Here is a 24,363-nt window from a genome sequence, read left to right as displayed (position 1 = left end):
TTGCACTAACAAGAATAGGTCTTCATGGCCTTTTTGGTCTAGTCGCTAAGGTGTTGCACTTGAATTGTAAACTGGGGATCAATTTTAAGTTAGCGTCATCATTGACAGCCTGAACCAGCTCCTTCACCCGGCCCAATGAATACAGCGGATTACTGATGCCAGGTTCCAGGGCAAGAAAAGTACCTGACGCGTGTGCGACTTTCAGTAGGCGCCGGACCTGCCGCACCAAAGTCTCAAAAACTTTGTCCTCATAATTAGCTGGCGTCACTGCATAAGTAGGGCTCACACTACCTGTTTCAGTTGCCACGATTCTGGTTCCAAATGCAGGTGCAATTTGCAGATATCTGGCCAATCGTCCGTTTGTCTTATCCTGTTCAGTCAAGTCTTGGGCCACCATATTGACGTAGCAACTCAGTGTCGCAATCTCAACTTCAGAATCTGCCAGTGCGCGACGAACAAACGCCCCCAGACCGAAGCTGACCAGATCCCCTTCATGCGTTGTTTGGGGCAACGACTTGGCCGGTGAAAAAGCCAGAGAGTGCAACCCGCGTTGCCGCATTGCGCTACTGAGCGCCGTGATGTCATCATAATAGGCAAGATCATGTCCCCGAACCGCAATATCCGTTCGCATACTACCTGATTCCTCCTCACTTAATCACCCCCAAACATGACTCTCCGTCGTGTAACAAGGGCTGAAACGATGCTGGCCGGGTGAGTCTTTAATCTTAATCACGGCGCATCGGTTTCTTTTTTTACTGACTGGCCAAACAAAGTGGGGACTATCCAGTAGTCCCCACTCCATTAACCGATTTTGATCGTGGCGTTGAGATGATCACCACTGCAAAGAAGCCACGAAAGCCGCGGTTGCTCAACTGGATTGCCCACCGAGACCAAGAGATACAACTTAGCTTCATTTTCCCAGCTCAATGTGAACTGAAACTCAGGGAACTGGAACAGAGCCTGGTGATTAGTAGTTGCAACTTGGTACGCCTTTTTGACGAAACTACGATCAAGCGCAAACTCAGCAACCCCAGAAAGAGGAATTGCAGACAGCTTCGCCTGAGTCGCCATTTTGTCCATTCCGATTTCAAGATGTTGAACCAGCGCCGTCTGACCGTTTGCTGGTGCGACTGCCTTGTTGCGAATCACTAAGCCATGCACTGTCAGCGTGAATTGCCGTTCGATCACGCTGTCTGGGAAAGCATCAGCGCTAACCGCCTTGTAGCCATTTAAGATCTGAGTAACTTCAGCATGATAAGACCGATTGTTGTTAAGCGCCCCATTGATTATGAGTGAATTGTGACCAAGCGTGGTGTTGTACCAACGTTCATTCAGGCCGCTGCCATAGCCTGCATTCGATAGGTCCTTGACCAAATGATGATTACCGAAAGCAAGCTCAAAGTTAAGTGGGTCATAGTGTGCGTGAGAAAGCGTCAAGCACCCATACTTGATGAAGGCTTGCCAGTCGCCTGCGGCCAACACTGCAAGCTTAGACCCATCTAACAGTTGATTTTGATGACGTGGTTCATACGACACATGCGATGGGAACAAATTATAGGCCTGTCCAATAATACTGTGCTTGCCAAAGTAACGATCCTGCTCCAAAGGCACTGGGACCCTGCTCTTGCTACTGTTCAAAACCATCGCATACAAGGCTTGGATCTGCTCGTCTTTCGGATAGGCCAAAGCTGCCATCTCGTACTGCTGGACATAAGTCAACAGGTTAATGTTCGGCCAACCATCGTTAGGGTTTGGCAAATCGCCATTTGCAAACGCCAACTGGCAAGGCACACTCAACATCTGCTCGATTCCGTCGCGCAACTTCGGTGCCTCAATCTCACCCTGAGTGCAGAAGTACGCAAGATCCGTCAATGCCTCCAGCACGTAGAAGTGATAGTGCATTGAACCCTCATACCATAGTCCTGCATTGGTGACACCCTTAGTTAAATGGTCATAAATCCCAAGCCGCCGCTCAAAGTCCACTGGCTGCCCGCAGACAATATTGAGCACCTGGATCGCAGCCTCTCGCCACAACGTAATGTTGTGAATGGCGAACTGCTGCTGGTCCAGAAAATCCCTTGCCGGCAGGAAAAGCTGATCAACTATGAGTTGGGCCTCGCTTTGATCAAAGTGGTCACGGAGATTCTGGAAAACGAAAGCCAATTTGATCAGTGCAATGGCCTCTGAGAGCCCTTGACCCATAATTTTGCCAGGGCCGACAACCTCAACCTTGCCATCATCCAGTGCCCAATTATCAAACATCACGACAGGATCATCCGGCTTAGCTTCAGCACGCAAAGATTCATACGGCTGATAATCCACCACGACATCTTTGACATGGATTGGAAACTGACTGTAATGCGACGCGTAGAAGTTCAACACCCGCTTGCAAAAATCCAAATACTTGGGTGTTGCAGTGGCTTGATATAGAAACATCGCCTGCCGCAGGTGGTCCAAGGTAAGATTCCGAAAGATGGTTACCCACGCATTATCGGTCGCGACTGATTCATAAACTCTTCCACACTCTGGGCATACATGGCGATGCGGGCTGGCCGGATCAAACGTCAGCAGCGCCCCATCATCTTGACAGAAATAGTTATGCCGCCAACCGGCAAGATGACTGACATCATCGTGCCAGCTGGCAATAAACGGATCAACGTCACGGCTCAACGTTTTAACTTGATTGGATGTTAACAATAGCGTCCCTCTCATTCGTATCTAGTTGATAACACTTTACTTTGCTTCATCGGATGCCGCAGTGTCGACAGGCTCTGGGGAAAGCTCTGCTTGTTTCTTCAAAGTCCGCGCCGCAAGTTTCAGGAAAGGATAATACAGGAACGTCCCAACAATGAAGATAATCACCTGAACGACAACGACTTTCCAATCACCACCACTGGATAGGAAGCCACTGACAAACGGGGGTGTAAACCAAGGCGTCATAATCGCAAGTGGCTCAACAAAGTGAATAATCGTGGCAAAGTAGCCGATCAGTCCCCCGACAAGTGGAACCAGGATGAATGGGAAGAGCATTGGAATGTTGAACACAATCGGCAAGCCAAAGATAATTGGCTCATTGATCATGAACAATCCAGGGCCAAGGGAGAGCTTTGCAACTGTGTCGAACGGTTTGTAATCAATTTGCTTTTTAAAAAGGAACAGTGCCATAAGCAGGCAAAGCGTCATGCCAGTGCCGCCCATCTGCATGTATGCCATCCGAAACTCACCAGAAATAATATTAGGAATTGGCTGATGGGCCGCAAACGCTTTCATATTTTCGGTAATGTTCATCGTCTCAAGTGGCCCCAAGAGTGTCCCATTTAAGACCGACTGATGAATACCGAAAAAGAACAAGAGATCACCACAACTGTAGATAAACATATAACCAAAGAGATTGGACCCGATGCGCTTGAAGGGCTGCTGAATCAAAGTCGCAATCAAACTAATGAAATCGGTGTGAAGCAGTCCAACCGTCAGGGCAGCCAAAATCCCGAAAATCGTTGTGACCAAGATGGACGGAATCATCATCTTAAACCCATTCATCACGGCTGGCGGAACGCTGGCAGGCATCTTGATTTGGAAATTTTTGACCTTGGAGAACCGTATCAGTAATTCAGTCGATACCAAACCCACGAAGATGGCTGCAAACATGCTGTTCGCGCCAAGTACAGTGTATGGCAGCACTCCGGTCACACTAACTGGTTTAGTCGCATTGTCTGGGGTTACCGAATACTTCAATGCCATGATCACAAACAGGTTACTTAAAGACATAATGGCACAGAAAATGGCATTATCGAATTTCTTGTTCTTAGCGAGAAAATAGCCAACAGTTGGCGCCAACAGCACAGTGATCACATTCAGTGACCCGTTGATGACCGCAGACCCAAAGTTTTGAAAATAAGTCAAAATTTTAGGGTCTTTGATGATAAACGGAAATACAACAGAATTAAGCAAGGTCGCGATCCCTGTAGTAATGAAAATTGGCATTTCAGTCCCGAAGGCATCGCGTAAGGACATCAAATGGACTTCTTGTCCAAGCTTGACTGAGAACTTGACGAAGCTGTCGGCAAATCTACGCCACCAAGATTCTTTTGCTTGTTCCATAGTTACATCTCTCTTTCCTTCCGACTAACTCGTTTAAAGTATTGCTTCGGCGTCATCGCCTTAAGTGAACTAAAGGTGCGAATAAAGCTCGATTCATTTTTATAACCGACGCGATTAGCCACCATTTTGATTGGCTCTCCTGCCTCAATATATGGTAATGACGCGTTGATTCTGACATACGTCAGGTATTGTTTCGGGGTCATGTCGATTTCGCGTTTGAACGTCCGGTTGATTGTCGCTCCACTCGTGTAAAAATGATCGCTTATGCGGTCAAGCGTCAGCGATTCGGCAGCGTGATCGCGTAAATAACCAGTCATGGCTTTAAAATTCTCGCTGTATTGTTCTGTTAACCGATTACTGCTCTTCTGATGTGACACATAGTGGTCAGACATTAAAATGAGCAGTTCAACAAGCAGCATGCGCTCACGCATTCCCTGCCAGTTGACAGACGAGCGGTGCACTAGTGCATTCAAATCGCTCAGCAAATCGACAAACTTATCCATTTTGCGACCAGACAGTCGCACCGAAAACGGGCCGTTTTGCAACGTGCCCAGCAATGGGCCAAAAGCGTTTGGGGCCATCTCAATGAATCCCCGTAAAATGGGTAACCGAAAATAGACAAAGAATCGCTCATAGGTCGTTTCATCGTGCACCATGAGCTGGTGCACAAAGTTTGGCGGAATCAATGTGATCGTGCCATCGCCACCATGAATGACCTTAGAATCAAGTAAGTAGGTCACTTTGCCATGAATCACCGTGTGAAGCTCAAAGCCATCATGATAGTGAGGAACCGACATTCGAAGTGGATCACCATTACTATGGGTAATCGAGATATCAGCCTTTGGTAATTTTGCAAAATCTTCGATTGGTGACAGCCCCTCTCAAATTAATCACTAAATTGCTAAAGCCAAGATTGCCAAGGCCTGCCCGTACGGCATATCCGTGACTGGAATCTGTTTATAGAACGCGTTGTCTGGCCCGACTGGCGTTCCTGAGGAAACATTGGCCAAGTGACCTGAAGGTGAGACCTGATTTAACAAGGCTTGTTGTCCTCTCGTGATGGCTCGATCCACGGTGGCCCCCTGAATGAGACCCAACTGCTTTGCCCGCTTAAAGCCGTATGTAAAGCCTGCAGTAGCAGACGTTTCCTCATATGCGGTCGGATCATCCAGGACCGTGCGCCACATACCACTTTCAGCCTGTAAGGGCAGCAATGCATTGATCTGGCCTTTCAGCACGCTCACTGCGTAGTTTTTAATTGCATCCGGCATCTGCTGACCTAGAATCGCAATCAACTCCGGTATCGCTATTGTGATCCAAGCATTACCCCGACCCCAGTACACTTTTGCAGAATGCGGCGAACTGGAGAAGTTCCAGCTGTGATACCAGAGTCCTGTTTCACTGTCCATCAGAAACTTGCTGTGAACAAGGATTTGCTGCATTGCCTCTTGGACATAATCTGGACGATCAAGCACCACCCCAATTTTGGCCAATGGCAATACAGCCATCATCAATGTGTCATCCCAAAGCTGCTGGTCATTGAAGTTGCCGAACGTATCATGTTCAAATCCTCGATAGTCCGTACGATGCAGTGAGTGAATGGCCCATTCTGCCCATTGCGTCAGATAATCAGCGAGATTGCTGATTCGGGTATCAAAATGATCAAACAGTGTAGCCAATGTGAGCGTCGGAATCATGCCATTAACATTTAGATCGGATGCAGGAATTGGCTGTTTAAGATTAACGTCATACCACTGATCGATTGCGTCCAGTACTTTAGGTTTATGGCTCAATTCGTAATACCTGAACAAGCCGTAGAGAGCGACCCCCTGTGGCCAATTCCAGGAATTCCAGCTCTTGTCATCCACCTTTCGTGCATCTGTCTCAAAAGTGAATTGTCCAGAATCATCCTTCAAATTAATCAGGTGATTAAACAAAGCCGCAATAGCGTCCTCTTTGGTAGAAAAGTCTGATAAATCCTTTAATGTCAATATCTTAACCTCCCTTCAGCATAAAGTATAGCTAGAGATAATTGTCTTTATGAAACACAATATGTGCAGAAATCGTCATTCTTATTTTGAACATTTATGATATTCGACAACGTTTTCGCGCACCTCTTAGAGTCGGCTGGTCTGCTGATTGATAATAGAATGCAAGAATAGGTATGGTCAGTTTATTTAAATCCACCGGCCAATTCCTGTTGATGAATGTCACGGAATTTTTGGCAAGCAGCTTACCAGTGGCTTAATAGCGCATTATACTGATCACGGTTAAAACTCATAAAATGCGCTTAGATCTGCTGACAGAAAAGGAAAGAAGGAATAAAATGGCCAGCTATAATTTTCTCAAGCCTTACACATTCAAAAACGGGATCACGGTGAAAAACCGCGTGGTGATCCCGCCGATGACCGAGACCTCGGCATTCGAGGAAGGCTCTGTCACCACCGATGAGCTGCGGTATTTTAAACTGCACAGCGGCGGCGCTGGCATGTTCATCTCCCCTGTCGCAAATGTGGCCGAAAGCGGCAAGGGTTTTGAAGGCGAGCTCTCGGTCGCCGATGATCGCTACCTGCCCGGCCTGACCAAAATGGCCAGTGCGATGAAGCAAAACGGCACCAAAGCCATCTTGCAGATTTTTCACGCCGGCCGAATGACCAATTCAAAAATTCTGCGCGGCGAGCAGCCCGTGTCCGCCAGTGCCGTACCGTCATTGCGCCAAGGGGCTGAAACTCCTCGCGCCCTCACGGAAGATGAGATTACTGCTTTGATCGAGGACTTTGGCCAGGCCGCCCGGCGTGCGCTTGAGGCCGGGTTCGACGGCGTTGAACTGCACGGGGCAAACACCTATCTCATGCAACAGTTCTTCTCCCCGCACAGCAATCGGCGTACTGACCAGTGGGGCGGCAGCCTGGAAAACCGCGAGCGCTTCGCCTTGGCGATCATTAAGCGGGTCCACCAAGTCGCAGCGGAAGCCGACTGGCCATTTCTGGTCGGTTACCGCATCTCGCCAGAGGAAATTGAAACCCCGGGGATCCGGCTGCCAGACACGCTCAAGTTCATTGACACGCTAGCTGATCAACCCATCGACTACCTGCACATTTCTCAAGGGCACGCATTCCAGACCTCGCTGAATGACCACGCCGATACCGAGCCGGTCATCTTGAAAATCCAGCACCAGGTTGCGGGCCGCTTGCCACTGATCAGTGTCGGCAGCGTCGAAACGCCTGCAGATGCGGAAAAGGTCATGGCCGCGGGCATTGATTTTGTGGCGATTGGCCGTGAGATGCTGCGTGAGCCGCACTGGGTCCAAAAAGCCGCGTCAGGCGACGAAGCGGCAATTCGCTACACCGTTTCACTGGCGGATCTGGAAGAGCTTGGCATCACACCGGCGCTTTGGCACTTCTTAACGGTCAACATGCACGCGGACATGCACGTGACCGGAGCAAACTGAGCTTAGGCAAAAAACAGCGGCGCCACTCAGGCAACAAGTCTGAGTGGCGCCGCTGTTTTTCGTTCGCGTGACCGGCTAGCCTTTGTCCGCCTGCTTTGCTTTCAAAGCCAAATAATCGCGAATTGCATGCTGGTGGGTCCTGGGCACATTGTCGGGCAATAGCGAAAACGGCACCCAGCAGTACTGGAGCGACTCAGCATCGTTGACGCGCGGTGTACCGCAGATATGCTCGGCGTAATAAGCCGTGTTCACGATATCAAACTGATCGCCGTTGGCCGCCACACTCGTGCCCTCACCGGAGTAGACGTTGAGCAGGTGCAGCTGGTCCGGATCCAGCCGGAGGCCGCTTTCCTCTGCGACTTCACGCACCACCGTGGCTTTCGTCGACTCGCCCAGTTCCATCAGCCCACCAGGCAAGCCCCAGCGCCGCGCCGGCTCGTTGCGCTGCTGCATCAGCAGCGCCCCGTCGTCATTCACCAACACTGCACAGCAGCCGTTCAAGAGCACGCGGCGATGCCCGACCAGGCGCCGCAAATCTTCGACATAACCGATGATCAACACCCCCTTTTGCCTTCTATGATTAAAATACCATAGTACCGAAGCCGCCGAAAATTTTTGCGCCGCGGCCGGGATAAGTGATAATGTGAAAAGCAGAGATGAGAAAGCGCTATCTCCGATTCTGACAAAGGAGCAAGATTATGGAAAACTATCTCGCATCACCAACTCGCTACGATAATATGCAGTACCGCCGCGTCGGCAACAGCGGTCTGAAACTCTCCGCCCTGTCACTGGGCTTGTGGCACAACTTCGGCAGTGTTGACCCGCTGGAAAATCAGCGGCACCTGCTGCGCCACGCCTTTGACCTGGGCATCACCTGCTTTGACATTGCCAACAACTACGGCCCGGACGCCGGCAGCGCCGAAACCAATTTTGGCCGAATCTTCAAAGCGGACTTCCAGCCGTACCGTGACGAGCTGGTCATCACTTCCAAGGCCGGCTACTACATGTGGCCAGGCCCATACGGCGAGTGGGGCTCGCGTAAAAGCATTATTGCCAGCTGCGACCAAAGCTTGCGCCGCACCGGCCTCGACTATTTTGACATCTTCTACTCTCACCGCTTCGACCCGGATACCCCGCTGGAGGAAACCGCGCTGGCTCTCGACCAGCTGGTCAAAAGCGGCAAGGCGCTGTATGTCGGCATCTCAAACTACAACGCGGAAAACACCGAAAAGATTGCCGCCATCTTCAAAGAGCTCAAGACCCCGTACATCATTCATCAGGACCGCTACAATATGTTCGGCCGCGACCCTGAAAAAGAGCTGTTCCCGACCTTGGCCAAGGATCACACCGGTGCCGTCGTCTTCAGCCCGCTGGCGCAGGGCATGCTGACCGGGCGCTACCTGCACGGCATCCCCGAAGATTCTCGCGCCGCTCGCAAGGACAGCAAATTCCTGCACGTGGCTGACGTGGAAAGCAAGTTGGACAAGATCAAGGCGTTGAACGCCATCGCCGAAAAGCGCGGCCAGACCCTTGCCGAAATGGCGCTGGCCTGGGATCTGCGACAGCCGGCGGTGGCCAGTGTCATCATCGGCGCCAGCAAGGTCAGCCAGCTTGATGACAACGTCAAGGCGCTGAACAAGCTGACGTTCACCGCAGAAGAAGAACGCGCCATCGACCACGTTCTCGCCTAAAAAAGTTCGCGCCGTCTCGCCTGACCGCTTGGCCATCAACCCACGACAATAACCACACAAAAAAACTCTGATTCAGCCGGCAGCAATGTGACTGCCGGCTGAAATCAGAGTTTTTGCTGTCTAAGCATTCACGACTGTAAAGCGCTGCCGCAAGTGGGTCTTGGCCTCAAGCTCCGCGATGGCTGCGGTCGCCAGGTTACCTACCGAGACTTCTGACTTGCCTGAAGGCGCGGTCATCACGGCGTCGGTGCCCAGCCGGTAGTCACTCGGCGCTCCGTCAATCAAGTTGGCCTGCGGCGAGACCGCCGTCCACGCCACGTCCTGGATCCACTGCAGGTACTGGTACTCATGGAGCTGCTGCTGTGGGGTCTTGACCCAAGGCGCACCAGCAGCCGTTTTTTCGAGTTGTTTCACCAACCGTTCGCCCGATGGGAGCTGCAACGAGCCTGCCCCCAGCACGAACAGCAGATATGGCTTCTCTGTCTTTCGAAACATCGTGATCAGGCGCGTGGCCAGATCCAAGTGCTGGAAGGCCTGCGGCGAGGCAAACGCGTCAACGACCGCGTCCAACCCGTCAAAATCAACGCGGTCCAAGGTCAGTGCGTCTTTGACCACCAATGAAACTGTGCTGCCGAACAGCTTCTCGGCCTTGGCCTGATTGCGCACAAGTGCGGTGACTTCATGGCCCTTTGCCAGTGCCGCTGCCACCATCGCTTGGCCGACGCGGCCAGTAGCGCCGATAATGCCAATTTTCATGCTATCCCTCCTACTATGTCCGTGACCACGGCCAACGCTAATTGACCTCATTTGAATCAGTGGTCATCCTACTCATTTACCGACCAAGGCGCAACCACGGCTCGCACCTGAGGTCAGTGGTGCCGGCGAATCGGCGCAAACGTCAGCTCTGTCCAACCGACTTTAAAGCCCGCGCGAATGGCCACGTTCATTGACCGCATGTGCGAAAATTGCGTGCCGTAAACCACCAACATCTCGGGTTCGCGCCGTTGAATTTCTGCAGTCAGCAACTGAACCACCTTGACTGCCAGCCCCTGGCGCGCGAAGGCCGGATCCAGCACCTCAACGCCAATTTCCCAGGTGTAGCGCCCATTTTGGTTGGCGCCAGCCACCACCTTGAGCTGGCCATCGTCAAAATAGCCAACCCCCAGCATATCGGGATCAACATCATCGAAGGCAAAGGCCTCGTGGATCCGCTTGTCCTTTTTGAATAGCGGGATGTCGGCTTGCTCAATCAGCATCAGGTGCGCGTCGCTTGGCGGCTGGATTGTGCCAGTCGGCAGAAAAAACGGCGCGTGGTTGGTAATCTGCCAGCCGTAGCGGTGCAGCAGACGCTCCAGTTCGCGCAGGTGCGGCCACGCGAAAAACCACTCACCCGCCGTGGTGTTGAAATCCAGCGCGATGCCGTCAGTCACCAGCGGGTTGGTCGTGCGGACGTAAAGATGATCCTGATACACGACGAGGTCGCCAGCGTCGCGGGCCCAATACCGCGCCCCGCTGACTGGCGGCGCCGTGATGAACCGGTTGTACGGCCGCGCAAAATCCGCCGGCGCGAGGCCAAACTCCAAAGCCAGTTGATCCGTGATTTTCGTCATCGGCTGTCATCTCCTTGAGTGCTTCAGGTACTGCCGCAAACCAGACTCACCGGTGGCGCCAATCGTCCTTATCTTGACGCGGGGTCCGTTTACGCACCGAATCCGGCGGCAAAAATGGCCGATTGATATTTCCTGCCAGTAGCGTGAAAAAATTGGCGATTCCTTTGAACAGCGAGTGAAAGAATTGTCCCATTGCACCCTCCTTAACGCGTCTCGCAACCCGAGTCGCTTTACTAGTCATTATCCGCGCCACAGTCTACAATGCAAGCGTATCCAATTATTAGGAGGTAAGCATCATGACCAGTTATCCGCGTCGCAACCCAGAAGAAGATCCGCTGCTGACCCCAGAAAACTCCGTCCTGCTGGTAATTGATTACCAGCCCACGCAAGTCTCGTCGATTCAGTCGATTGGCCATCCGCAGCTCGTCAAAAATGTGTCGTTCACCATCAAACTAGCACAGGCCTATCACGTCCCCATTGTCCTCAGTACCGTGAACGTCGCGACCGGTCGCAACGCTGACACGCTAAAGGCGTTGCGCGACCTGATGCCGGATCAGCCTACGTTTGACCGCACCAACATCAACGCCTGGGAGGACCAGGACTTCAACGAAGCCGTGCACGCGACCGGCCGCAAGAATCTAATCATGTGCGCCCTGTGGACCGAGGCCTGCATGGCGTTTCCAACACTGGACGCGCTGCGCGAGGGCTACCACGTTTTCCCAGTGGTGGACGCGATTGGGGGCACGTCCACGTTAGCCCACGAAACCGCGCTGCGCCGAGTCGAACAGGCCGGTGCCGAACTCATCTCTAACGCCCAACTGGCCTGCGAGTGGCAGCGCGATTGGAACCGCACCGAGTACGCCCACGATTTTGTGAAGCTGATGTTTGAAAACGACGACTTCTTCCATGCTGAATAAGCGTCTGGCAACTCTGCCGCCCTGCAACTGCTGGGCGGCTTTTTCGCGTCGATAGTTTACCAAGTTTTACTTGACTGCTGGGAAATATGTCCTAAAGTAGGTGACAATGATTTTCTGAAAGGATTGATCCCATGCGTCCCATTATTGCCATGACCGGTGATGCCCTCGACACACCATCGGCTGAGCTCAACTTGAATCACGCAGACTTTGCCCCGCGTGACATTAAAACCGCCATCATTAAAGCCGGCGGGGCCCCCATCATTTTACCGTTTCCCGATGACGTGACCCTGGCGACTGAGCTGGCCGAGGCCGCCGTTGCGACGTTTGATGGGCTGCTGCTGCCAGGCGGGCCAGACGTTGACCCAACGCTTTACGGCGAAGAGCCGACCCGCTTTATTGGCAGTGTGACCTATCCAAAGGACCGCTTCGAGCAGGCCCTGATCAAGGCCACGATTGCCGCTGGCAAGCCAATTTTCGCAATCTGCCGCGGCTTACAGATCCTGAACGTCACGCTGGGTGGGACGTTGTACCAAGACCTGGCGAACCAGGACCCCGATGCCACCATTCGCCACGCGCAGGCGGCTCCAGGGCAGTACCCGACCCACCATGTCACGGTCAAAGCCGGCTCGCAGCTGGCCAAACTGGTGGGCGAACACGCTTACGTTAACTCGCGCCACCACGAGGCGATCAAACAGGTAGCGCCCGGCCTCCAGATTGTTGCGACCGCCCCGGACGGTGTGGTCGAGGCGGTCGCCGATACCCGTGACAGCCAGATCATGGCCGTGCAGTGGCACCCGGAGAACCTGTGGCAGCAGGACGCCGCCCAACTGCGGCCTTTCGTCTTACTGGTGCAACGCGCCGCGGCAGCGAAAAACGCGCAGAATCCGGCCGTTCAGGCTAAAGTCAGCTAATATTTTCACGGCCAGTCGCCAGAACGGCTGGCTTTTTAAGTTGGCGCAGTTCCTTTCTTTGGGCAGTAAGCGTACAATGCCCGTGAAAAGACAAAGGAGATGGCATTCATGCACGAAATTCCCGAAACAATGGCGCAAGTTGCCGCACTCGTAGCAAAAAGTCAGCAAAATGGTGAGCCGATGAACGAGGATCAGGTGGTACAAGGCGGACTGCAAAACTGGATTCAGGAGCTCCTGGATGAGGGCATTGAAGGCGGCTACCTCACCGCCCGGCTGCGCAATACGGACTTGATCGTTCTGGACATCACGGGTAAGCAACTGCTGCAAACTGACGCTCTGAACGCCGCCAAACTAGTCCCCGCCTTCAAGCGAGACCCGCACATGACCCTGATGGCCGTGCAAACTGCGATGCGAAAAATCATCGATAGCGGTCAGCTATGACTGCCGATGAGGTAAAGCGTCAGAGCAAGCCATTGGTATTGGCTAATGGAAAACCGTCTGAATAGACCTGAGATTGTGAAAATTGACTTTTCATCTTGAAAATTCTATCATTCGGGGCCCCATGATAGGCACCGGCTGCAAGCCTGTGAAGCGGAGGTGTCGACATGGTTAGCAAGATGTACAAAGCTCCAATAGTGATGATTGGCGGACCAGCAAATTGGTTATGAATAAATATTTTGGCCAATTCTGAATTTTTTAGTTATCAAATCTGATAAGATGTGATACTCTAAAGAGGTCCAAAGGCAGAACCAACATTAGCTGCCAGAGGAATGGCAACACTCCCAAAAAGTTCCCCCAAACTTTTCCACCAGCAATGGTGGTTTTTTTAATTCGCTCACCAAGAAGAGCCAAAGTCAGACAAAATTGCCTAGCCGCGAAACATAAAACAACGCCTTAGCACACAACTGCCCCTGCACCGCGATTTTAAAACCAAATCGTGGTGCAGGGGCAGTTGCATTTTGGACTAAAACCGCTTTATGTCTCAGCCTCGTTTGAATTCCTGGTCGCAGCCAGCTTGCTGTGTCAACTCGCTCACCCGCCGCGCAATGTCGTCTCTCACGGTGCGAAAAACCTGAAGCACTTCATCGTCGGTGCCCGTGGCCGCGGCCGGATCCGGCAGTGGCCAATGCAGCCGTCGAACCGTTGCTGGCACTGCTGGGCAGCGATCACGCGCATCCCCGCATAATGTGACCACCAAATCAGATGACCGCAGATACTGCGGGTCGATCAGCTTCGAGTACTGCTCGCTGATGTCCACGCCGCGCTCGGCCATCACTTTGACCGCCAGCGGATTCAGCCCGTCGATTTGTAGACCGGCGCTGGCCACTCGCCACTGTTTGCCCATAATCTGCTTGGCAAATCCTTCGGCCATTTGACTGCGGCACGAGTTGCCCGTACACAGAAAGTAAATTTGCGGCATTACCCCACCACCTTTCGCACTCACCTTATTTCTATTATACCCGGCCTGCGACTGACCAACCATCTCTGCCCTGAATCAACCTCCACCGCTTGCTTGCCGTCTAGGTGAGACTTCGCCCAAACGGTGCGGGTTGCTGCTGTCTACCGATATGCTTTTTGCCAGCTGTCGTCTTTGTAAAAGAGGTTGCAAGCGCGCCGCCATTGAAGCATAATGATGTCCCATTTGTTCGGTCAATTAAAGGGGGATTCTTAATGACCAAAAAGGTAACTTTTCTCGCCCTGCTTCCAGAGACTCACGATGTGCTTGCCAACGACGATAATCTGGACGATTTTGTCAACTCTGTCTGGGACCTGTTCGATACTTCGACTTTTGAATTGGATGGCGAGATTATCCCTTCGCTGCGCGGCTTTTATGACGACACGACCGGGGAGTTGAAGATTTGGCTCTCCGAACGTGGCACCCTCAGCAACCACACCCCGGACGTCAACGCCTTTCTCCTGGCCGACGACACCTCACATGGCGTTCATTTCAAGCCCATCGAGGAAATGCTGGGAATCGAATTTAAAGTGTTGCGCGACGACTCAGTCGCGTAACAACGGCCGTCAATTTACTGTGACCTTCTCGAGTGATCAGAGAAGGCTTTTTTGATGCCTAACGCCAGAAAATTGACCCATCCTCACGGCGCTTGGTGCTATGCTATTAGCAACTAGGTTGGCACTTTGGATGGGGGAAATCGGCATGGGGCAGACTTTGGGTGAACTATTTCGGGCGTTTCGCACGCAGCGGCACATCTCGATGAAGCAGGCCGCCAATGGGCTTAACACAGCAACCATTTCGCGCTTTGAACGCGGCCAGGGTGATATCAGTCTCAAAATTGCCGGCCAGCTGATGTTTAACATCGGGATGGGTGTAGACGACCTCGGCGAAATGCTAGGCGCTCAGACCCAAGGCTTCCCCAATGGCCTTCAGGAGATCATCAAGGGCCAGCGGACGGCCTTGGCTACAAAGGTGGACACTTTTCTTCAGCAGCAAACCTGCGCCGAACCATTAGCCGCGCTGATCCGCCAGATTCAGCCATTTTTGCGCCTGCCTGAGACTGAAGACCGACACCTGCCCCTGACGTTGGAACAGACCCTGGCGGATCGTCTCGCCTACCCGAGCAAGTGGAGCAATTTCGAACTTTATCTCATTTCGAGCGCAGTGCCCTTTGCCAGTCATGAACTGACGACGTTGTTATGGCAGCGGCTAACCGCCTTAACGGGCCAAACGCTAGGCTATCAGCGGCAGGCCCTGTGGCGCCTAGCCCTAGTGGCACTGCTGCACAACGACAAGCCATTGTACGCGCAGATTGCCGCCGACATGCAGCGCATCAGCCCAATCCCGGCACTGCAGATTCATTTCAATAGCGTGATGCCGCAGTTTTTGGCCATAAGCGCGATTGCCGAACACCGCGACCCCGCCCCGATTCTTGGCGCACTACGCCGAGTCGGCGCAACGCAGCTGGCAGCTTTTCTTGACCACTCAGTACAAACAGCTGGCGCTAAACATGCTTGGCACAACCAGGTAATCGAGGACCATTACGATTCCGCACTGGCCATTGACCCAGATGCGAAGTTAATGTTCGGCCCCACCCTGGCACGACTTCGCAAGCAGCGGGGGCTGACCGTCAAAGACGTGATTGGGGACTGGTCCGCAGCAGCGCAATCCCGGTTTGAAAATGGCAAGACGACGCTAGGCTTTCACAGCACGCTGACGTTGATGCAGCGACTTCTTGTGCCAACCAGCCAAATGCAAGCGGCAACCGACGCGACCAGCACCTTCCGCCGTTATCGCCTGAAGGCCTACACCATGGCCAGCAACTTCCAGCAAGCCCATTACACGCGAGATGACTTGGTCAACCTGCTTGAGGAGTTCCGCCGAACCACGCCCAACTTTCCCGAGGGCCTGCGTGTCATGTACCAAGCCGGGTTGACCACCGCGTTCCATTGGGCCGCACCAGGCGCGCTGCCTGACCACGATCCGCTGTACGCGGATGCGACGCCAAGCGAGCAGAAGGCGATAGTCGATTACTTCCGCTCCCTGACCACACTCAGTTCGCAGGACATGGAGCTGCTCAACTTGAACATCAACCGCATCGATCAAACCTACTACGACGAGCTGGTTACGGTGGTGTTAGCCCGCATTAAGCCGCAAAGTAACGTGGCGGCCCAGCTCTTCGATAACTGTGATAACTTCATATACGGCGCCGTGTACTTTCACGTCGACAGCGTGATCCCCAAGCTCACCGCTGCCTTTACGCATGAATCTTGGCTACTGTCCTGGTGGCCCATCTGCGAGGTCACCGAGCTGCAGACGCTCGCCCAAGTCTATCAGCACGACACCGAAGCCACCCGGCAGGCGGCGGCGCAACTGATCGCCGATACCCGCACCCTCTGTCCATTTGATAATACGGCGAATTATTCTGAGCACTGGCTGACGGCTTACCGCGGCCAGTGCCGTCAGCAGTAGCGAGTTAACAATCGGGTCAAAAATAGCGCGCCATCAAAACAGATGCGCGCTATTTTGCTCAGCTTGGATTGGCGTCAAGCAACAGCTTAAACACCGGAGCCAAACGGACCACCCGCTCCTGCAGGTCAGCCCACAGCTCATCGGGCTCCGCAAACAGCGGATCGGCCCGCAGATAGGTCTTCCCCACCAAAAATTCTCCGGCCTGCGTAGTCAGATACCGTTTGCTGACCCGGTCAAAATTCGACAGGGTCAACGGCAGCACGGCCTTTTTGGTGTGGTCGGCCCCAATTTCCATGTCGGTTGGCAGCAACACCATCTGCGGCCGCAGCGAGTCAAACGGCACGCGAACCGGCACCTTTTTGGCTTCCTGCAGCAAGGCCAGCCAGAGGAACAGACGGTCATCCCACAAGCCCAGCTCAAGGTGCGGCGTCATTTTGTAGCCGCGCTGGCTGGTTGAAAGCGCCAGCCAGGTGTCCGGCGGCGGATTCTTGTGGCGCCGCAAATGTTTGGCTACGTGCAGCGTCAGCTTCGGCAGCCCTGCCTCCTCGAGCAATTCGGCCAACTGATTGCCAGCAGTTTCGAACTTCGGATCGATCACGCGCCGAATTAAGTCCAACCGGCCTTCCAGTGTCGGCTCATCAAAAACAGTAAAATCCTGATCGGTGAACATGGCACGCCCCCTTCTGCTATACTGAATGTACATGCGCTGCAAGCGCCACCAAGGAGGAATTGACCATGGCTGACGATGATCTGCAACAACACCTTAATAGTAGCATTTATGGGCCGCCTCAGACTAACCCAGATGAGCGGCGCCACTATTTAGGGTCCCTGCGCGAGCGGGTCGCCATCCGGGTCTTCAACCAGGACGTCGAAGCGCCAACCGCGCTTTCGGCAGTGACTGCCGCCTTGGCCAAAACAGCCGGCGAGTCGGGATACAAACTGCTGATCAACGGCAAGCTCGATCCTGAAATGACGGCGCCTTACATGCAAGCAGCCAGTACCAAGAACGTCCAATTCACGCTGGTCAACGACGGCACAGCCACCCTCGCGCCTACGGGGGCTGGAATTTTGCTGGTGGCCCGCAGCGCCATCAACATTCAGGACATCGACCTGCCCAAAACAGAATCCAAGTCACAAGACACACCACAACCGAAACAGAAACCCGGCTTTTTCGGCCGGCTGTTCAAGTGACCTCAAAAGTACCGTCACGACCTCACCCTTGGCTGGATGAGGCCGTTTTTGGCTGCTTCAAGAAGTTGCACTGTGCTTCGATTAACTTTAAAATACGGTGAACAATTCGGGAGGTCGCTATGGAAAAATTAAAAAACCGACTTGATGCCTTTTCGGATGGCATCATGGCCGTCATTATTACCATCATGGTACTGGACATCTCCCCTATCTTGCACGATAGCTGGCCAAACTATCTCAGTATGGGTAAACACATCGGAATCTATCTGATCACCTTCGTGTTTGTCTTCAACATGTGGTATCAGCACAGCACCGCCTTCGCGGAAATCGACACCATGACCTACCGCATTCTGATTTGGGAAGTGGCGTTTCTGGCCGTGCTGTCCCTGATGCCCGTGTTCACCTCAATGATGGCGGAAAACACCACACGCATAACCGTCATCTTATACGGCATCATGCAGGCCATCATCAATCTGGTATTTCGAGAGTTGGCCAAATCGATTATTCACCTTCAGTACACGACCAAAGCCGACATGCAGCAGGTCTATCGAAAAATTTACGGCAACGCCAACCACTGGCTGGACGGCTTGTCGATCGTCGCGATTGTGACCGGGTACTTTTTCCCGCATGCCACTCTGGTCTTTTACCTGGCCTACCCGATCCTCAGCTTCTTGATCAACGCTGACGCACGGCAACAGATGTATGACGCAACCGCGCTGCCCGCTGACGAGCAAGAAGACTTAGCCAAGCTGCCTGCTTCTGACTATGTCGACTGGCGTAAAACTGCTCGCCGAATCTGGCACGAGCAGTCCACCTCAAACGAGTCAGCCGACCGCGGCCAAACCCCAACATCAGCGGCCCCTTCACCTGAAAGCAAAACACCGGACGCGACCTCACCACTGCCACCTTGGGCTGCTTGGCTTGATCAAATCCCGGAAGGCCAGCGTAAGCGCCGGCTTCACGACCGGCTTGACGACGCTTCGCCGGAGCAAAAAGCCCAGATGGCTGCCTGGTTTGACCAGCACCGCCAAGTCCTGCAACGGCGCAAGCAGCAAGGGCCAAACGAGCACCGTTAACGCGGTGCTTTTTTGCACACCCGGTTTGGCATCCCCACCCGAGCCTGCTAGACTAAAGCAATAGAAAGAAGGATGGATATGCAACAGCCACTCGCTTACCGCATGCGGCCGCGTAATTTGGATGAGGTCGTCGGCCAGCAGCACCTGGTGGGCGAAGGCCAGATCATCCGCCGCATGGTCGTGGCCAAACGCCTCAGCTCCATGATTTTGTATGGTCCGCCCGGCACGGGCAAGACCAGCATCGCCAGCGCGATTGCCGGCACTACCAAGTACGCCTTTCGCATGCTGAACGCAGCCACCGACACCAAAAAAGATCTCCAGATTGTCGCCGAAGAAGCGAAAATGAGCGGGACGGTCATCCTGCTGCTCGACGAGATTCACCGCCTCGACAAAACGAAGCAGGACTTTCTGCTCCCGCTCCTGGAGTCTGGGCGGATTGTGATGATTGGCGCCACCACCGAGAATCCCTACATGAGCATCCAGCCTGCCATCCGCAGCCGCACCCAGATTTTTCAGGTGCATCCGCTGACCCCGGAAGACATTGGCACCGCCGTCGACCGGGCGTTGGCAGACGACGAACGCGGCTTGGGCAAGTATCCGGTCGTACTTGATGACAAGGCCCGCGACTACTTGACCACGGCAACCAACGGCGACTTGCGCTCAGCCCTGAATGCACTGGAGCTGGCGACCCTGTCAACCCCCGAAAAGGCGGGCAAGATCCGCCTCACAACTGAGGTCATGCACCAGTCCCTGCAGCAGCGTGCCTTAGACGGCGACGCTGACGGCGACGCGCACTACGACCTGATCTCGGCTTTTCAAAAATCAATCCGCGGCTCGGACGTCGATGCCGCCCTGCACTACCTGGCCCGCCTCATCGTCATTGGTGATTTGCCCAGCATTTTAAGGCGGCTGCTGGTGATTGCCTACGAGGATATTGGGCTGGCCAATCCGCAGACGGTCAGTCGCACGCTGACGGCGATTCAGGCCGCCGAGCGCCTCGGACTGCCTGAAGGCCGCATCCCGCTGGCCAATGCGGTGATTGACCTGTGTTTGGCGCCCAAATCCAACTCGGCGATCAGCGCGATCGACGCGGCTATCGCAGACGTCAATGCGGGCAAGGCGGGGGCAATCCCCGACGATCTGCGCGATGCCCACTACAAAGGCGCCAAGGCGCTCGGCCACGGTGTCGGCTACAAGCTGCCCCACAACTACCCAGGCGGCTGGGTGAAACAGACCTACATGCCGGCTAACCTCAAAAACACCCATTACTACCAGCCGAAAACCACCGGCAAGTACGAGCAGGCCTTAAGTCAGCAACTCGCACGCCTGCAGGCACTGGCGCGTGGCAAGAAGGCGTGACCGCAAGCGCTCACAACCGTGCTGCAGCGCATTTTACAGCGCTTTCCTTAGGCTAGATTCTTGCAAGTTTTGGCTGTCAGTGATAGAGTAAAAGCATGGAAGTACCTAAGGTGTTCGCGGTCCCCATCTATTAGTTGACCGAACAGTCTCAATACCTTGGGACCAGAAGTGGCAGGTGCCGTGCTGTTCTCTCACTGAATGGCTAACGCACTTGTCGTCCGGGCCCACTTGCCTAATCGCGGGTTTCAACAATTCGGGTACTCGACGGCACCATTTAGCCTTTCACAAAAGTCTCCGGACTTTGGCCGACGCAAATGTCGGTCTTTTTTTTCGTACCAAGGGGCGATGAACTGGCGGTTTGAGCGGAATCAGTGGCCTTGCTTCGGCCATTGCCGGGACATCACTGGCGCGACTCTAAGCGTGGATCGGCTGGTTCAAGCATCGAAAGCGACAAGTTGGCACGCGTGCAGCTAGCCGCCCTGCAGTGCTCGCCTGGCGCCCTGTGAGGCCAGGCTGTGAAAAGTCAACGCGCGGCCCCCGGTCAGATATGCTAGGATAGTACCATCAACAAGCAGAGGAGTAACGTCATGTTCAGAATCATCTTCATCATCTTTGCCGTGATCTTATTCACCCTCGCCTATTACATCCGGACCCATCAGCGCCGAGGTTTTCTAGGCATCCCCAAGCTGGCTGAAGCCGCCCAGCGCGAACTGGGTCGATTTGCGGTGCTGTTTGTCATCGCCGGGGTGTTGGCCGTGGCGGCGGCAATTTTCCTCACCGGCTGGCTGGAAGCCCTGGCCCTGATCATCGGCGCGCTGGCGGCAGGAATTTTGGGCTTGCGCGTACCACATTATTTGGCCGACTAGCCCAGCGCTTTGCCGGCGTGTGAAATCGTTTCACTTTGCCCCAGCATTCGGCTACAATGAAGTTAGAGGTGATGGGCATGTTACAACAATACAAGCACGTTCTAGTGGCGATCGATGGCTCCTATGAATCCGAGCTCGCCTTTCAAAAGGCGGTCGCTGTGACCAAACGCAATGGTGGCGAATTGTTCCTGATCCATATCGTGGATACCAGAGCCTTCAACAACGTCTCAAGCTTTGATTCTGCCATGGTCCAGCAAGTCGCAGACACGGCCAAGGAAACCATGGAGGGCTACATTGAGCAGGCGCACAAAGCGGGCCTCGACAAAGTCTCCTACTCCATCGAGTACGGCGCCCCGAAAACAATCATTGCGCGGGATATTCCAAAGCAGAAAAATATCGATTTGATCATGATTGGCGCCACCGGGCTGAATGCGGTGGAGCGCCTGCTGATCGGCAGTGTCACTGAGTACGTGACAAGAAACGCAAAGTGCGACGTACTCGTCGTGCGGACGGATCTGAACAATCAACCGGCGCTGTCTTCCACGAAGCGGCCAAAGGATAAACCAGCAAATTAGATAAAGGAACAGCGCCCAGCGATTCAATCGCCGGGCGCTGTTTTCGTCTGTCTTTGATCGGACTTAAGCCGAAACCGCCGGATCAAGGTCACCCAAACTGGCGATGAGTTCGCTTTGATGGGTCACCCGCGCCAAGGCCAGCGCGATTGCCTGCGACTGGGCAGCCTGCGCATCGGCCTGCCTAGTTTGGACGCGCGCCTGCAGCATGTAAAACTCCGCCAGCAAGAACAAACTGTCGTTGCGAACGGCCAGTCCGATCCCGAGCTGGGTGTTTTTCAGGGCGGCCGCGTCTTCGCCCAGCTCATAATAAATGCGACTGATGTGCCAATACACAGTGAGTTCTACATCCAAATACCGCTTTTCATTTAGCGGCCCGTCCTTCAGACGCGCGACGGCTTGATCCAGGTAAACTCGCGCCCGCTCGGCGCTGCCCTGTTCGGCATAGGCCAGGGCCAGACCCAAAGTCGCCATGATTCCTGGCACGTCACCGGCTGCCGCCCCGGTCCCATTAAGGACGCGACCAAAGTAATACACCGCTTCGTCCAGATTATGACTGACGAACAATTCGATCATGCCCGCAAAGTAAAAATAGTTGCGCTGATCCTCGGCGCGGGTCACCCGTTTCTCATTGACCTTCTTTAATAGCGCCGCCGCCCCCTGGTAATCCCCGCGGCGAATTGTTTTCGAAACGGCACTGAGGGCCTGCTGAATGCGATCTTGATTTTCTACCACGACGTCGTCAAGCGTGATGCCCAGCCGGTTGACCAACCGGATCAGGATGTTCATGCTGGGTACCTTGTTGCGTTTCTCAATCAGGCTAATGGTGGCCTGCGTGCAAATACCTTCCGCTAGCTCGGCCTGACTCAGTCCGCGCAACTTGCGGATATGCCGGACGTTCTCCCCTTTGATACGTAATGCCGGCTGCAGCTTACTCATGTTTCCACTCCTTTGCTTGTTCCAGCGAGCAGCCCGTGCCGCTCCCCTGCAATGCCTTGATTATACTTGAAATTATGTTTTTTGACTACTTTTTACTGTTAGTGACCATTCAATTTATCTAATGTAACGAATGTAATGATTATAACAGTGTGAACATCTTCTCAATCGCTTAAATATATTTATTAAAAAACCTGTCGGGAATCCCGACAGGCCAGAGTTTTGCTTGCGTTCAGATGAATGAGAAAATCGTAACTATCATTAAATTAATCAATAAGCGTCAATGATTTTTTGCAGATAATCGACCACCACTTTGGGCAGATCAGCCCGCATCAGAAGGGCTTCAAGCAGCCGGGACCGATTGTACCAGCGCGTCCAAAAGGCCAAATCCTCCTGCGGTTTCAAGTTGCGCAGGCGCTGCTGCCAGGCGGTGAGGCACATCACCAAGGCATCCGCATAAAACTGGTTTTTGGTGGCCAAGTTCACCAGATAGGACGACACCCGCTGATCCTCGCCAAACACCAGCGAGTCGGCCACGGTTTGCCAGCCCTCAACCACCGTTGCCATCAACAGCAGTTTGTCGCCGCGGGTGAGGCTGGGCACCTGGCTAAGCTCATCTGCCAAGTTGCCGATATGCGTATACGCATGAGCCCAGCCCTTCTCTGCAACGTACCCGCGACCATCTTTTTCCAGGGTAATGTAGGCGCAGAGGTTGACCAACAAGTTTTCAAACTGCCGCGGCGTCAGCAGGTGATACCGGTTCAGATCGGCGTACACCAGACCGGACAGCAGCATGACTGCGAAACTGCGCAGGAACACGGCATCATTTTGCGGTTCGGTGATGTGAGCAAACAGGATGTCCTTGCGCTGCAATGTCGTGAACAGCCAGGCCACCTGCTTTTCCGTGAACGCGTCGGCTTGAAATAAGTCGGACAACAGAAAAAACACGCCTTTGTCGCGCACTGCTGGCGAAGTCGAGGCGAGGTGGCCGATCAGGTACCGCAGCTCGCTATCGCTGACCTGCATGGCCTTTTCGGCTTTCAGCCGCTCCTCGATCTCACCGATTTTGGCCAAGGCGGCCGCGTCGTCGTTGGGTAGCGTCACCGGTGTTGGGGCGGCAGGTTCAACGGCGGTGATGATTTGCCGCAGATCATTCGGCAAACTGCGAAACACCTTACCTTGATGCAACTGCCTGCGCAGGTCTCTAATTTTCTTAATGGTTGTTTCTACTTGCGAATCCACGAATCGCCCTCCTTAAAGTAGGATCGGCCGGCCAATTTTGTTTTTCGGGTCGGCCAGCACCCAGCCGAAATCATCGGCACTCGGGTCTTTTTTCACGCGCATGCCCGGCTGCGCCATGATCGTGAACGGGATGTCATGGGCCAGGGCCTGCTTCATGTAGTAAGCCACCATATCCTGCGGCATGCGGCCGTTGAGATACACCCGGTACTGCGGATAGCGCGTCAGCACCTCATCCAGCAGGCTTGCAATGTGTTCATCGTGCAGCTGGCGAATGGTCACCGCCATGGCGACCCGTTCACGAAAATTACCCAAAAACGCCCGCTTTTCGTCCGGCTTGATGGTCGAAAGGCCCAGTGCTTTGGCTTTGATGAAGTCGTTTAAGTCTTCGCTCATGGCGCCGCCTCCTGCGGTCATTATACCATTGCGACCTGCTTGCGAAACCCTTCGCCAGCCGATGACGCACCGCGCGGCCAAGAAAAAAGGCCGACCGCAGTCAGCCTGATTGGTGCGCGAGC

The 24,363-nt window shown here is 53.9% G+C and carries 26 protein-coding genes; 12 read left to right on the top strand and 14 right to left on the bottom strand.

What is annotated here, in order from left to right; all coding sequences use genetic code 11:
• Positions 1-22: 22 nt before the first annotated feature.
• The 5 genes from JUF21_RS05810 to JUF21_RS05790 all read right to left on the bottom strand — a co-directional run bounded on the left by JUF21_RS05810 (position 23) and on the right by JUF21_RS05790 (position 6,092).
• Positions 23-631 (bottom strand): TIM barrel protein, encoded by a 609-nt coding sequence (locus JUF21_RS05810; RefSeq protein WP_203663439.1) that lies wholly within the window; start codon positions 629-631, stop codon positions 23-25.
• A 170-nt stretch (positions 632-801) separates the two neighbouring features.
• Positions 802-2,697: a heparinase II/III family protein gene (locus tag JUF21_RS05805; protein ID WP_203623101.1), complete on the bottom strand. Its 1,896-nt coding sequence runs from the start codon at positions 2,695-2,697 to the stop codon at positions 802-804.
• A gap of 36 nt (positions 2,698-2,733) precedes the next feature.
• Entirely contained in the window at positions 2,734-4,101 is a 1,368-nt protein-coding gene (locus tag JUF21_RS05800; RefSeq protein WP_125757387.1) for a PTS sugar transporter subunit IIC, read from the bottom strand.
• A 2-nt stretch (positions 4,102-4,103) separates the two neighbouring features.
• On the bottom strand, positions 4,104-4,928 hold the full coding sequence (locus tag JUF21_RS05795; protein ID WP_225419398.1) for an AraC family transcriptional regulator: 825 nt from the start codon (positions 4,926-4,928) through the stop codon (positions 4,104-4,106).
• Positions 4,929-4,994: 66 nt separating this feature from the next.
• The gene (locus tag JUF21_RS05790) at positions 4,995-6,092 is read right to left on the bottom strand and encodes a glycoside hydrolase family 105 protein (RefSeq protein ID WP_203663437.1); all 1,098 of its coding nucleotides are present in this window, start codon (positions 6,090-6,092) and stop codon (positions 4,995-4,997) included.
• A 335-nt stretch (positions 6,093-6,427) separates the two neighbouring features.
• Between JUF21_RS05790 and JUF21_RS05785 the strand changes: the two genes are divergently transcribed.
• Positions 6,428-7,552 carry an NADH-dependent flavin oxidoreductase gene (locus JUF21_RS05785; RefSeq protein ID WP_203663435.1) on the top strand — a complete coding sequence of 375 codons (1,125 nt, stop codon included), beginning with the start codon at positions 6,428-6,430 and terminating at the stop codon, positions 7,550-7,552.
• Positions 7,553-7,627: 75 nt separating this feature from the next.
• Here JUF21_RS05785 and JUF21_RS05780 read toward each other — a convergent pair whose 3' ends face one another.
• The gene (locus JUF21_RS05780) at positions 7,628-8,113 is read right to left on the bottom strand and encodes an NUDIX hydrolase (RefSeq protein WP_125757394.1); all 486 of its coding nucleotides are present in this window, start codon (positions 8,111-8,113) and stop codon (positions 7,628-7,630) included.
• 137 nt (positions 8,114-8,250) lie between these two features.
• Here JUF21_RS05780 and JUF21_RS05775 point away from each other — a divergent pair, with 137 nt between their 5' ends.
• Entirely contained in the window at positions 8,251-9,243 is a 993-nt protein-coding gene (locus JUF21_RS05775) for an aldo/keto reductase (RefSeq protein ID WP_125757396.1), read from the top strand.
• Positions 9,244-9,363: 120 nt separating this feature from the next.
• On the opposite strand, the gene JUF21_RS05770 is transcribed toward JUF21_RS05775, so the two are convergent.
• The 3 genes from JUF21_RS05770 to JUF21_RS05760 all read right to left on the bottom strand — a co-directional run bounded on the left by JUF21_RS05770 (position 9,364) and on the right by JUF21_RS05760 (position 11,046).
• Positions 9,364-9,999, bottom strand: a complete 636-nt coding sequence (locus JUF21_RS05770) for an NAD(P)-dependent oxidoreductase (RefSeq protein WP_125757398.1) — start codon at positions 9,997-9,999, stop codon at positions 9,364-9,366.
• A gap of 113 nt (positions 10,000-10,112) precedes the next feature.
• On the bottom strand, positions 10,113-10,853 hold the full coding sequence (locus tag JUF21_RS05765; RefSeq protein ID WP_203623104.1) for a GNAT family N-acetyltransferase: 741 nt from the start codon (positions 10,851-10,853) through the stop codon (positions 10,113-10,115).
• A 46-nt stretch (positions 10,854-10,899) separates the two neighbouring features.
• Positions 10,900-11,046 carry a hypothetical protein gene (locus JUF21_RS05760; RefSeq protein ID WP_203623105.1) on the bottom strand — a complete coding sequence of 49 codons (147 nt, stop codon included), beginning with the start codon at positions 11,044-11,046 and terminating at the stop codon, positions 10,900-10,902.
• A gap of 103 nt (positions 11,047-11,149) precedes the next feature.
• Here JUF21_RS05760 and JUF21_RS05755 point away from each other — a divergent pair, with 103 nt between their 5' ends.
• From JUF21_RS05755 to JUF21_RS05745, 3 genes are all read left to right on the top strand, one after another.
• Positions 11,150-11,770, top strand: coding sequence for a hydrolase (locus JUF21_RS05755; protein ID WP_203623106.1), 621 nt, complete (start codon positions 11,150-11,152; stop codon positions 11,768-11,770).
• Between the two features lie 131 nt (positions 11,771-11,901).
• Positions 11,902-12,681 carry a gamma-glutamyl-gamma-aminobutyrate hydrolase family protein gene (locus JUF21_RS05750; RefSeq protein ID WP_203623107.1) on the top strand — a complete coding sequence of 260 codons (780 nt, stop codon included), beginning with the start codon at positions 11,902-11,904 and terminating at the stop codon, positions 12,679-12,681.
• 108 nt (positions 12,682-12,789) lie between these two features.
• The gene (locus JUF21_RS05745; protein WP_125757406.1) at positions 12,790-13,122 is read left to right on the top strand and encodes a hypothetical protein; all 333 of its coding nucleotides are present in this window, start codon (positions 12,790-12,792) and stop codon (positions 13,120-13,122) included.
• Between the two features lie 541 nt (positions 13,123-13,663).
• Here JUF21_RS05745 and arsC read toward each other — a convergent pair.
• On the bottom strand, positions 13,664-14,101 hold the full coding sequence (arsC, locus tag JUF21_RS05740; protein ID WP_203663433.1) for an arsenate reductase (thioredoxin): 438 nt from the start codon (positions 14,099-14,101) through the stop codon (positions 13,664-13,666).
• Positions 14,102-14,352: 251 nt separating this feature from the next.
• Here arsC and JUF21_RS05735 point away from each other — a divergent pair, with 251 nt between their 5' ends.
• Entirely contained in the window at positions 14,353-14,694 is a 342-nt protein-coding gene (locus JUF21_RS05735; protein WP_125757410.1) for a hypothetical protein, read from the top strand.
• Between the two features lie 145 nt (positions 14,695-14,839).
• Positions 14,840-16,609 (top strand): helix-turn-helix domain-containing protein, encoded by a 1,770-nt coding sequence (locus JUF21_RS05730; protein WP_203663425.1) that lies wholly within the window; start codon positions 14,840-14,842, stop codon positions 16,607-16,609.
• A 58-nt stretch (positions 16,610-16,667) separates the two neighbouring features.
• On the opposite strand, the gene JUF21_RS05725 is transcribed toward JUF21_RS05730, so the two are convergent.
• The gene (locus JUF21_RS05725) at positions 16,668-17,279 is read right to left on the bottom strand and encodes a DUF1054 family protein (RefSeq protein WP_203623110.1); all 612 of its coding nucleotides are present in this window, start codon (positions 17,277-17,279) and stop codon (positions 16,668-16,670) included.
• Between the two features lie 65 nt (positions 17,280-17,344).
• On the opposite strand from JUF21_RS05725, the gene JUF21_RS05720 reads away from it, so the two are divergent.
• The 5 genes from JUF21_RS05720 (at position 17,345) to JUF21_RS05700 (ending at position 21,673) form a co-directional block, all read left to right on the top strand.
• Positions 17,345-17,800 (top strand): YueI family protein, encoded by a 456-nt coding sequence (locus JUF21_RS05720; RefSeq protein ID WP_203623111.1) that lies wholly within the window; start codon positions 17,345-17,347, stop codon positions 17,798-17,800.
• Between the two features lie 119 nt (positions 17,801-17,919).
• Positions 17,920-18,873, top strand: coding sequence for a TMEM175 family protein (locus JUF21_RS05715; protein WP_203623112.1), 954 nt, complete (start codon positions 17,920-17,922; stop codon positions 18,871-18,873).
• Between the two features lie 78 nt (positions 18,874-18,951).
• A complete protein-coding gene (locus JUF21_RS05710; protein WP_203663424.1) occupies positions 18,952-20,232 on the top strand; it encodes a replication-associated recombination protein A in 1,281 nt (426 codons plus the stop codon).
• A gap of 587 nt (positions 20,233-20,819) precedes the next feature.
• On the top strand, positions 20,820-21,098 hold the full coding sequence (locus JUF21_RS05705; RefSeq protein WP_125756779.1) for a hypothetical protein: 279 nt from the start codon (positions 20,820-20,822) through the stop codon (positions 21,096-21,098).
• Positions 21,099-21,175: 77 nt separating this feature from the next.
• Complete coding sequence (locus JUF21_RS05700; protein WP_203623114.1) at positions 21,176-21,673, top strand: universal stress protein; 498 nt, start codon at positions 21,176-21,178, stop codon at positions 21,671-21,673.
• Between the two features lie 63 nt (positions 21,674-21,736).
• Here JUF21_RS05700 and JUF21_RS05695 read toward each other — a convergent pair whose 3' ends face one another.
• The 3 genes from JUF21_RS05695 to JUF21_RS05685 form a co-directional block, all read right to left on the bottom strand.
• Entirely contained in the window at positions 21,737-22,609 is an 873-nt protein-coding gene (locus tag JUF21_RS05695) for a helix-turn-helix transcriptional regulator (protein WP_203623115.1), read from the bottom strand.
• A 267-nt stretch (positions 22,610-22,876) separates the two neighbouring features.
• Positions 22,877-23,848 carry a DUF2785 domain-containing protein gene (locus JUF21_RS05690; protein WP_203623116.1) on the bottom strand — a complete coding sequence of 324 codons (972 nt, stop codon included), beginning with the start codon at positions 23,846-23,848 and terminating at the stop codon, positions 22,877-22,879.
• Between the two features lie 12 nt (positions 23,849-23,860).
• Positions 23,861-24,241 carry a DUF1694 domain-containing protein gene (locus JUF21_RS05685; RefSeq protein ID WP_203623117.1) on the bottom strand — a complete coding sequence of 127 codons (381 nt, stop codon included), beginning with the start codon at positions 24,239-24,241 and terminating at the stop codon, positions 23,861-23,863.
• Positions 24,242-24,363 lie beyond the last annotated feature (122 nt).

The sequence above is a fragment of the Lacticaseibacillus sp. 53-4 genome (assembly GCF_016861805.1).
Taxonomy (GTDB): Bacteria; Bacillota; Bacilli; order Lactobacillales; family Lactobacillaceae; genus Lacticaseibacillus.
This window is presented reverse-complemented; position numbering and strand designations above follow the sequence as displayed.